At 42.3% G+C, this 10,279-nt stretch carries 8 protein-coding genes; all 8 read right to left on the bottom strand.

Translation table 11 applies throughout. The annotated features are described in order from the left end of the window. Positions 1-18: 18 nt before the first annotated feature. Positions 19-1,938, bottom strand: a complete 1,920-nt coding sequence (locus tag BMW61_RS10440) for a substrate-binding and GGDEF domain-containing protein (RefSeq protein WP_175475162.1) — start codon at positions 1,936-1,938, stop codon at positions 19-21. A gap of 133 nt (positions 1,939-2,071) precedes the next feature. Then, entirely contained in the window at positions 2,072-3,712 is a 1,641-nt protein-coding gene (locus BMW61_RS10445; protein ID WP_091821657.1) for a DUF6020 family protein, read from the bottom strand. Positions 3,713-3,731: 19 nt separating this feature from the next. After that, on the bottom strand, positions 3,732-5,048 hold the full coding sequence (hflX, locus tag BMW61_RS10450) for a GTPase HflX (RefSeq protein ID WP_022760782.1): 1,317 nt from the start codon (positions 5,046-5,048) through the stop codon (positions 3,732-3,734). 362 nt (positions 5,049-5,410) lie between these two features. Then, complete coding sequence (locus BMW61_RS10455) at positions 5,411-7,375, bottom strand: leucine-rich repeat protein (RefSeq protein WP_091821660.1); 1,965 nt, start codon at positions 7,373-7,375, stop codon at positions 5,411-5,413. Positions 7,376-7,760: 385 nt separating this feature from the next. Continuing rightward, complete coding sequence (locus BMW61_RS10460) at positions 7,761-8,612, bottom strand: Uma2 family endonuclease (RefSeq protein WP_022760783.1); 852 nt, start codon at positions 8,610-8,612, stop codon at positions 7,761-7,763. A gap of 159 nt (positions 8,613-8,771) precedes the next feature. Further along, positions 8,772-9,536 carry a P-loop NTPase family protein gene (locus BMW61_RS10465; protein ID WP_091821663.1) on the bottom strand — a complete coding sequence of 255 codons (765 nt, stop codon included), beginning with the start codon at positions 9,534-9,536 and terminating at the stop codon, positions 8,772-8,774. A 22-nt stretch (positions 9,537-9,558) separates the two neighbouring features. Next, positions 9,559-9,798: a hypothetical protein gene (locus tag BMW61_RS10470; protein WP_091821666.1), complete on the bottom strand. Its 240-nt coding sequence runs from the start codon at positions 9,796-9,798 to the stop codon at positions 9,559-9,561. A gap of 52 nt (positions 9,799-9,850) precedes the next feature. Then, the coding region (locus BMW61_RS10475) for an Ig-like domain-containing protein (protein ID WP_175475163.1) at positions 9,851-10,279 on the bottom strand (429 nt) is incomplete at its 5' end.

Raw genomic sequence — 10,279 nt, forward strand, 5'->3', positions numbered from 1 at the left:
ATCTAGGGGGCGTATTTTTTACATGGTTTCGTCCTGGTGGTGGAGGTCCTTCATTTCGTACATTTTTTTGTCGCTCTCGGCGAGACAGTCTTCCACGCGGGTGGTATGCTGCATCTTGGTTATGTACCAGCCCTGAGAAATACTCAGTTTGAAGGGGAAGGCTCCGGCTGCATTTTTTCTCTGCATACTGCTCTCAATCTTGGCTGCCACCTCCTCGGGTGAGGCCTTTGAAGCAGGGAATACCATGAGAAACTCATCGCCGCCGGTTCGCGCGCAGATGCCGCTCTTGGGGCATTTCTTTTTTATGATCTTAGAGGCAGTTACTATAGCCATATCTCCTGCCTCGTGTCCAAGATTGTCGTTAATCTTCTTAAGGCCGTCGAGGTCGAGCGTCATGAATGCGATTTCTTCCTTAGATGCAATCCATTCCTTTGTATTCTTTGAAACCCACATCTCAAAACCGCGGCGGTTACTCATACCGGTCATGAAATCAGTAAGACTCTTCTGTTTTGTCTGCTCCAGAAGGTGTTTTAGCTCAGCTGAAATGAAATGCTTATTCAGGGCGAGCGATATTTTCAGAACCCAGTCAAAATAATACTGATCAACCGTATCCTTCATGGAATCGAACTCCGATGCCATAAAGCCTATGCAATTATGGCTGTCGTGCAGCAGCGAAAAATATATGGTTTTGGGCTTATTCTTTTCATATACATCCACCATGAGCAGATTGTCTGTCCTGAAGGATTTGTTCTGTATCTCGAGCCTTTGTCCTTTGTTGTACGCAAAGATAGGGTGCACAACATCCATAACATCCTCGGAAAAGGTTCTGCCACCGTTTTCGTTCTCCTCGCCGGACAGGCATATATAAAGAGATTTATGCTTTGCCACGAGATCAACGTTCCTCTGAATAGTATCAAGAAGTTCCTCCATTGTATTGCATCCGTCGAGGTCTATTTGGAACATTGTCTGGTTATGCGGTTGTCCAAGCAGATGACTCATTCTCTCATAATACTGATTCAGCTGCTGCTGATAAGAAACCATTACCTCTTCACCGTAGCAGCCGCAGCTCTCTCTGTACATAATCTTCGCTGGAACAGCTATAACATTCTTTATATACTGGTGATTGATGAGCTTGTCAGTCACTTCCATGGTGCGCTCAGCCATGCCTTCGAGGTCTACGCTAACAGTGGTAAGTGTAGGATGGTATTCCACAGCTTCAGCTATATCGTCGACACCGGTTATCTTCAAATCCTCGGGAACCCGCACTCCATGCTCAATAGCCGCATTACTAAGAGCTCTCGCCATATGGTCGTTAGCGCAGACTATTGCATCCGGTATATGATCGGGATCCTGGAAGAAATATCTGAAAGCTTCCTCGCCTTTAAATCTCCACATATCGCCGTGGAAAACAAAGTTATCATAGACGGGAAGCCCCTTGGCTTTCATTGTTTCAAGATACCTTTTAAGTCTCTCATTACTGTCGTAATGGTCCTCATAGCCCGCCATAAAAGCTATATTTTTACAGTGATGATAATCCGCAAGGTGATTAATTATATTAATAATTGCGTCATTTGCATTACTTAAGATGCATAGAAAATCCTTGTACTTTTCCCTGAAGCTGATAACAGGGCAGGTTGCTCTCGCCCTTATCTCATCCTCAAGTACCTGTCTGATAGACTGCCTGTCGAAAGTATCATATGCAACAATTATGGCGTCCAGGTGCTCTATTGGCGCGAACTTCATCATCTTTTCATTCATCTTGTTAAAATCGCTCTCGTCGTCAATGACCTCGAACGTCATGAAGAAAAGAAGGTTGTAGTCCATCTTCTTGGCGGCGCTTGATAGCGCATGGCAGAATTTCCTCTGAAATCTAACCTCGGAACAGTTAAAAAACACTCCTATATTTTTTCTTCCGCTTTTTGTAATTTCCGTATCCATAGTGCACCTCTGGGAGCTTAATCCCCTCATCCGTCAGCTTCGCTGACACCTTCCCCCAGGGGGAAGGCTATTAAAGTTTCATCTTCCCCAGGGGGAAGGCTATTAAAGTTTCATCTTCCCCAATGGGAAGGCTTTATTCCTTCATGAGTATCATATATAACAAAATCGGTGATGTGAAAATCATCGGCAGCGCATATCTTGAATAAACCATAGGACTTACTATCAAAAAGAGCATGTTCACCACAAAAGGAACGATGAATAAAATACTCTTTTTCCTATCAGTAGATCGCTGTCTGTATACGCAGTATGCCGGAATCCAGAGCACGTAAAGCGCGTGCTGGAATAAAATGCAAAGTCCCGGGAATGATCTGATCCACTCGTAAATCTCCGTCATGGAGGTATAGACTCCCTCCGGATTCACATGGCGAATCTGCGCGAAAATGCCTTCATCTGTAGGTATGTGGTCGAATATCCCGATATCGTACCCGGAAGCAAAATACATTCCGCAGATGGGGAGCGTGGCTCTGAAATAGGCACCGGGATGCTTTAACCCCTGCCTGAGCCATAGCTTGTAATAATCGGAAAGTTCCTTCTTCGTCACATGCAGATTGTAGGTCGCCTTGATGTTATCCGTTGTTTCGAAAGTATAGTTGTTTACAAGAGTGTCGTAGTCCACCACCTTCGAGATAATCTCTATATCTTCCTCCGTTACTTCTTCCCCATAATCCCTCACGTATCTGGCGGTCTGCTGGAAAAGCGTTCCGAGAATCTCCTGCTTTCCTCCCGGAAAAATGTTGAAGATGGGATATATCAATTTAGGCAGTATTATCAGCATCAAAAGTGCTGAGGTAACAGCTGCGATAATAGCAGTTTTCCGTTCCTCCCTCGCCCTGATAGCAAGAAAAATCCCGGTCAGAATAACAAAATATACACCTGTATTCTGAGTCAGAACCACCAGGATCGACAGAACTATCCACAGTATCCTCTCCTTTTTTGAAAAGACGTGCCCGTTTATCGCTATCTGCAGAAACATAAACACATACAATACGATGAGTATCGAGTGAAGTGAATTCTTAAGCATGTTGCAGACGTAATACGGAATAGCCGGAAACAGTGCAATAAATGTAGTAATAACCCGCCTTGCCACGGGACTCTTTTTATCACCTCCGGTCCATGCCTTCTCTATCACATAGGAGAAAACAAGCGCTGCCATCATCATCTGTAAGAGTATGTACAAAGTAAGACCCACAGCAGGTTTTCCCATAAGGATACCGATTTTAATAAAACTTCCGAAAATCAGCGTCACAAACACGGGATGATGCGCATTGAAAAGTACCGTCACCTCTTCCTGCCCAGGTGCATAGCCAAACGGAACCGCAGATACACCGTCTAGAAAATCCTTAATCTGGTTGACCGTGTCATAGTTCACAAGACCGGGAGCATAGATGATAAGGTAGGGAAGCCAGCACACGAAGAAAAGGATTGCTGCACCGAGCCATCTTTTCACGGAAAATGCTGTCTCATCTCCTGCCGCACTTCTCCCGCTCTCCAAACGTATGTAATCCATCAGTGAAAAGAAAACAAATGATGCAATGAACGAGACAAGAAAGTACGCTATCCATTTAAAATGTTCTATCGTGTTCCAGCCAAAGCATGCGTGGGAGAGCGTGGCCTGTATGCACACCGCATTAATAAAAGCAATCACGGCCGAGTATATTGTCTTTCGGATAAGCCTGTTATCTGCGTGTATACTTATCCTTTTGTTAAACTCCATGTAGGTTCCCCTCTCACCTCTAAATTGCGTATTTCATATACTGAATTGCCACCTTTTTGCCGCACTTTGTTAAAAGTCTCGTGCCCTCTTCAAGGTATTCAGTCTCCAGAACTTCAGACCGCTTCGTAAGCTCGTGTAGAGCCGCGCCGTCTGAATACGGGATCAAAAATTCGCACTCCGCTTTCTCTCCCTCAAGAGTGCGCTCAATCAGTGTCACAAGTTCGTCGATTCCGATGCCATCCTCAGCAGCCATATAAATCCTGTCATCGCGGACATGCGGAATAGTCATGGAAGCGTGCTCAGAATTGCCAATCACAAGATCCGCCTTGTTAAAGACGTAAATTATCGGCACCTTACCCGCACCAATCTCCCTGAGAGTGCGCTCGGTAACTTCCATATGATTCATGTAATCCGGATCCGAAAAATCTATGACCTCCAGCAAAAGATCTGCATAGACAGCCTCTGCCAGGGTTGATCTGAACGCCTTTACAAGAGTTGTCGGCAGTTCATCGATAAATCCAACAGTATCCGAAAGGAGAAAAGGTCTGTGTCCCGGAATGTCTATCCTTCTGACGGTGGTATCAAGCGTCGCAAATAGCATATCCTTTTGCATGACCTTTTTATCGGACACCTCTTCCACATGGCTCGAATCGAGCATAGCATTCATGAGCGTGGACTTGCCGGCGTTGGTGTAGCCCACCAGCGATATTCTGGCCAGGTCCGCGGATAGTCGCTTCGAACGCTGCGTGTTCCTCTCGCGCTCCACATTCTCAAGCTCTCGCCTAAGCTCGGCACATCTGTGCTCAATCCTTCTTCTGTCAAGCTCAAGCTTCTTCTCTCCGGCACCCTTATTGGAAAGTCTGCCGCTACCTCCGCCCTGACGGCTGAGCTCGGTTCTCATTCCGGCAAGCCTCGGAAGCATAAACTGAAGCTGTGCATATTCAACCTGCATTCTGGATTCTCTGGTCCTGGCTCTCTTTGCAAAAATCTGCAAAATCAGGCCTGTTCTGTCTATAACTTCAGTATCGAGAATCCTCTCAAGGTTCCTTATCTGAATCGGTGAAAGCGTATCTCCGAAGATTACAATGTCCGCATCCTGCATGCCTATGAGGTTCTTAAGTTCCTCCACCTTACCGCTTCCGATGAACGTACTGCCCTCGGGATGAGGAAGTGTCTGTGTCACCGTAAAAACGGGCACAAGATCACAGGCCTCTGTCAAAGCCTTAAGTTCCTTCATTGATCTTTCGAATTTCGCTTCGTCTCTATTGTCGTAATTAAGTCCCACAAGGATTGCCCTGGGGACATCGTAGTTCAATTCTTCTTCTAAATTTACCACTCGTTTTATCCTATTTTGTCAGCTGTTTTCAGCAATACCAATCGCTTAAATTCCAAGTTTCATATATCATATCATTATACCACCAACCCCTATATTTTAAGCGATTTTTCATTACTTTTTGCCTTTAACTCTCTTTATTTTCACATTGTCGCTTATTCCCGACTTTTCGATAAGTTTAAGGTTTTTCTGATAGACTTTCTTGCTCATAAAGAACCTCCATAAAAAAATACTTCTCCTTATATATTATACAAACCCGGACACCATTTTCGTAAATCTTTTTGAAAAATATTGGACAAAAAATGATGCTGACGAATTGACATCAGCACCATTTTTTCTTTCTCATTTGTAATTATGAAAATTGATTAGTTAACAGTTACTGCAACCTTCTTTGCAAGGCCATTCTGAGCATATACATAAACTGTACAGGTTCCGGGATTTACTCCTGTCACCTTGCCGCTCTTGTCGACTGTTGCAACACTTATGTCGCTTGATGCATAGCGAAGCTTCGCTGCATGTCCTTCGGACAGCGCCTTTTTCTTTCCGCTTTCCATCTTTATTGAAGCCTTGATATCTGCCGAAGCATCCTTATTAACAGTGATGCTCTTTGTGGAAAGTTTTATGTCCTTGGGGTTCTTATACTTCTTGCTGTTCTTTCCGGCAAAGTGAGCCGATACTGATCTTCCGAGTTCATTGCCACTGCTGTCATAGGCGATTACATAAAGCTTGAAATTCTTGGAGAAGTTTATCTTCTTCCCACCGATTTTCTTTATGGTTGCTTTATTCGTTTTAACTGTAGCACTGGCCTTCTTCGGCATATCTTTTCCGCAGTATGTTGCATAAACCGCATACTTCGTAGCGCTTTCGACTTTATCCCATGAAACTGTAATCTTGCCATTTTTCTGAGATATCTTAACTCCCGGATAGAAACCTGTGATTACTTCATCATAATATGCAAGAGCATATGTCGAGAACTCGCTGGAACTAAACGGAATAGTTGTATCTTTTGTCTTTGCAAGCACCTCTGACTTATTGGCATGTATCCTGATGATGAGAAAAGTTCTGTTTACGTTTTTAGGTGCATGATATTTTTCAGGCACTTTAAGTTTGAATGTCAGTTTCTTACCTCCGGTACTTGAGACATTTCTACTGGAATTACCAACCGTGAGCAAAAGTGATAAGTCAAAATATGTTCCTATCTGTGCATTTTTATTCTCTGACTTGGCGGCATTTTCCGAAAGTGCCTTGTCCTCCTGTCCTACTGAACTGTCAATGTTTGTCATCTCCAAAGTAAGTGATACGTTATCACCGGCCTCGACCTTTGCCTTCTCTTCGTCAGTCATAACACTTTGAGCAAGTTCAGAATCAAGCCCTTCTACATTTGCTTCAGGAACATCGTCCTTTTTCTCTACTTTTGTTTCAATAGTACTATCGTTATTCGTTTCTTCTTTCGTTTCTTCTTTCGTTTCTTCTTTCGCTTCTTTAAAGGTATAAGTGAACGTCTTCGCTTCGGTGATGGTCGTTTCTGCCGGGTTTGTATCCCATGCCCCGTTCGTATAACCGGAAGCGGCCTTCATGCCGGTAGGTACGCTGGCTGGCTTTGATCCGCTCTGCACCGTCTCTGTCTTGTCCGTCGTGCTGTCATCCGACCAGGTGCCGTTTATCACTTTATATGTAACAGTATATGTAACACCGGATAAAGTAAATATACCCTTATAAGTATTATCAAAGGTTATCGTATTATTAGTTGAATCATAACTACATTTACCCGAATCTTTCCATTCACTCGCATAAGGTGTTATAAACTCACCATTTCTAGAACCATTAAAAGCGTTTGTATTAAATGTTGTAATACTATCCGGTCTGGCATTCATAATAACACTAACACTACCCATAGTTATTGATGAAAACGCCCAGTTTCCTATACTTGTAACAGTACTTGGTATTTCTATTGTTAAATTATTACGAAAAGCACCAGCTTGCTTCCAGTTTGCAAATGCATAGTCTCCGATTGAAGTTATACCTTCTGAAATAACGATTCTGCTGATATTAGAAAACGGTTCATTGATTGTGGGAATAGAAGCAGAACTATGATCATCAATTACTACTGTACTTTTACCCACCGTTGTAGAACCATTACCGGTTAGTGTTAACACTCCGGTTGCGGTATCATAAGAATAATCAATGCCACTACTCCATACACCGGTTGCAGTTTCAGCCTTAACCTTTATTGAAGTTCTCGGCACAATACCCGTCAGAGTACCAATTATCATAATAACCGCTAAAGAAAAACTCAGAACTCCCTTTCTTAATCTTCTTTTTTCCTTCATTTTATAAGCCTCCTTGTGATTTATTCTTTATATGACAAAAAACCGCCGAATCTGACAGGGTATAGTAACCCCATCAAATCCGACGGTTATCCATCTCGAATGTAGTATTCAGTTTCAAGCGCCTCGAAAGGCGCAAAAAGGGCGCAGTTAGCCTGTGCTCTGCTCTGCTCTGCTCTGCTCTGCTCTGCTCTGCTCTGCTCTAAGGAGCGTATTTCTATTCCGCATGGCTGTCAAGCTCATAATAAACTAACCTATACGCCTAAAAATATTTATATAACACACAAGCTAATTATACCCTATTTAACAATACAAAAATCAGCATAAATACTGATATTTCCATAAACTTTTCATAAAAAATGATGCTGACAATTTGTTCCTCAGGCAATCACTCCCCAAACTCATCAATCGAAGCAGCAATCTCGTCCAGGCTTATCTTTAGTTTCCCATCGTAAATTGCAACCGGTGCTTCACCTTTAAGCGGAAGAACCTGCGGGACAAAATCCTCATCCATAAAGTTGTAAATTATGAGACATCTCTTGTGAGGATCAACTATCCAGTATTCCCTTACTCCGGCATTTTGATACTTTGCAAGCTTTATAGTCAAATCTTTTTTTCTTGTGGATTTAGACAATATTTCAACAAGAAAATCCGGTGCACCATATATTCCAAAGCCCTTGATTTTGCTTCTGTCACAGATTACGAGAACGTCCGGCTGAACCATAGTCTTATTGTCGCAGTCAAGTTGAACATCCACAGGCGCGTAAAAAGCCTTACATTTCCCTTTGTTTTTCTTAATATAATCCGCTATAGCAGAATGAATTACATAGGAAATATCCTGATGTACAATCCTTGGTGAAGACATGTCATAAAAAACACCATCTATCAGCTCAACTCGCTGCTCGTCAGGAAGTGCATAGTAATCATCAAGGGTATATTCACCCTGCTTCTTATTAGGATCACCATATTTATTGCTCTTGGTAGCTGCACCGTATACGGGCTCAGGTTCCATAAATTTACCGCTTGTTGCATCGTGGTATTCATAGGCTTTCCCTCTATAAACCGATTCATCGCTTGATAGCACCTTCTCTATAGCATCGAGCGTAGCCTTCCGTGGATTCCTGGTTTTTCCGGTAAAAATCTTTTGCAAAGTAATAGAAGGAACTCCCGTATACTCAGAAAGCTGGCTGTAGCTGTAGCCTCTGTTTTCCTTGATTTGTATCATCTGCTTAATTGTCATGGCAGTGCCTCCGTAAGAATTAATGGCATGAATGCTTATAGCATTATTGTAATATATAATTATATATATCTCATATATTTTTATATCTTTTTTAATACTTTTGTATATTTGCTTTCCATAAAAAATGATGCCGAGTGTTATCAGCACCATTTTTCAATCTCAAATACTATAATCTTTTGACTTCAGAATCGTATAATGCCCGTCAAACACTTCCTTGCAGATCCTGATTTCCAGTTCCTGCCTGTGCCTGAAATGATCAAGTAAAGCCTCAGTACCTGACAGCCCATTTTCTTTTGCATAGGGCGAATTGTCGAAATACCAGGTCATCAACGGGAACCACATCTCATTGCCCTTGTCATCGGACCTTTCTTTTCTTATAAAATCAATATTTGATGCTATGTCGTCAGTCTGAAGATACATTATCTGATATTCCTTTCCGGCAAGAGCTTCTTTCACTTCCCTGTAAAAATCAATAATCTCCTGATCGCTCTTTTTCCGAAACAGTATCATATCCTCAACAATGTTTTGGAAAATAGAACACTCAAAGATATTTTTATCACTATCCCAATTTTGAAGCCTTCTCAGAACAATCTCTTTAAAGCTTTCGAAATCCACCCTTCCATTATATATTTCATACTTCTCCAGATCTTTATGAAAGCCCGGAATGTCTGTAAGAATCTTCGTATAGCAGATGATCATGTGGTCATCTTCCGCAAAGCTCTTCTCTTCTATTTCACTGCGGATGTCATTGTACTTTTCAAGAATAGCGATGTAAGTCTCCTTGTCCACATAGGCACACCATGCAAGCTCCACAGGCGAATAATCCCCTTCACATACAGCCGTATAATCCGGATATTTTTCGGAAAGCCTCCTAACAAGCGTACTCTTTCCACTCCCCTGTAATCCTTCAACAAAATAGTTCATGTATAACCTCCTCCCTCATAAATCATCTATCTTTTTTATTATAATTCATTTCAATGATATGCTCATAGCTTTCCTCTTTGAAGATAATTACAGCAGCCCCGACAAGCCCATTATATTGATTCATGTCTAATTTCATCTTTACTACCTTGATATCAAACAAATATGCGAAATCAAGGTAATTCCCCCAGAAATAAAAAGCCAGCAGATAAACGTAAATCATTCGAAGTGCGGAAAAAGGGGCTTCGCTCAGATGATTAATCATCTAAAGTGGCAGCCCCTTTGCTTATGAATGGTGGTAATCCTTAATATAAAAATTATTTAATGGTTACGCTTACCTTCTTGGCAAGTCCGTTCTGGGCATATACGTATACCGTGCAGGTTCCAGGATTTACTCCTGTCACCTTGCCGCTCTTGTCGACTGTTGCAACACTTATGTCGCTTGATGCATAGCGAAGCTTTGCTGCATGTCCTTCGGACAGTGCCTTTTTCTTTCCGCTTTCCATCTTTACTGTAGCCTTGATGTTAGCGGTTCCCCCAGCACTTATGGAGATAGTCTTTGTTGAAAGTTTGATATCCTTAGGATTCTTATACTTCTTGCTGTCCTTTCCTGCAAAGTGTGCAGATACGGATTTTCCAAGTTCATTGCCGCTGCTGTCATAGGCGATTACATAAAGCTTGAAATTCTTGGAGAAGTTTATCTTCTTCCCACCGATTTTCTTTATGGTTGCTTTATTCGTTTTAAC

Origin of the sequence: Butyrivibrio sp. ob235, assembly GCF_900109475.1 — a bacterium.
In the GTDB taxonomy this organism is placed as follows: Bacteria; Bacillota; Clostridia; order Lachnospirales; family Lachnospiraceae; genus Butyrivibrio.

Excerpts from the sequence above, each read along its gene's own strand:
- BMW61_RS10440 (WP_175475162.1), bottom strand. The coding sequence starts at position 1,938 with ATGGATACGGAAATTACAAAAAGCGGAAGAAAAAATATAGGAGTGTTT.
- BMW61_RS10455 (WP_091821660.1), bottom strand. The coding sequence starts at position 7,375 with ATGAAGGAAAAAAGAAGATTAAGAAAGGGAGTTCTGAGTTTTTCTTTA.
- BMW61_RS10460 (WP_022760783.1), bottom strand. The coding sequence starts at position 8,612 with ATGACAATTAAGCAGATGATACAAATCAAGGAAAACAGAGGCTACAGC.
- BMW61_RS10465 (WP_091821663.1), bottom strand. The coding sequence starts at position 9,536 with ATGAACTATTTTGTTGAAGGATTACAGGGGAGTGGAAAGAGTACGCTT.
- BMW61_RS10445 (WP_091821657.1), bottom strand. The coding sequence starts at position 3,712 with ATGGAGTTTAACAAAAGGATAAGTATACACGCAGATAACAGGCTTATC.
- BMW61_RS10470 (WP_091821666.1), bottom strand. The coding sequence starts at position 9,798 with ATGATTAATCATCTGAGCGAAGCCCCTTTTTCCGCACTTCGAATGATT.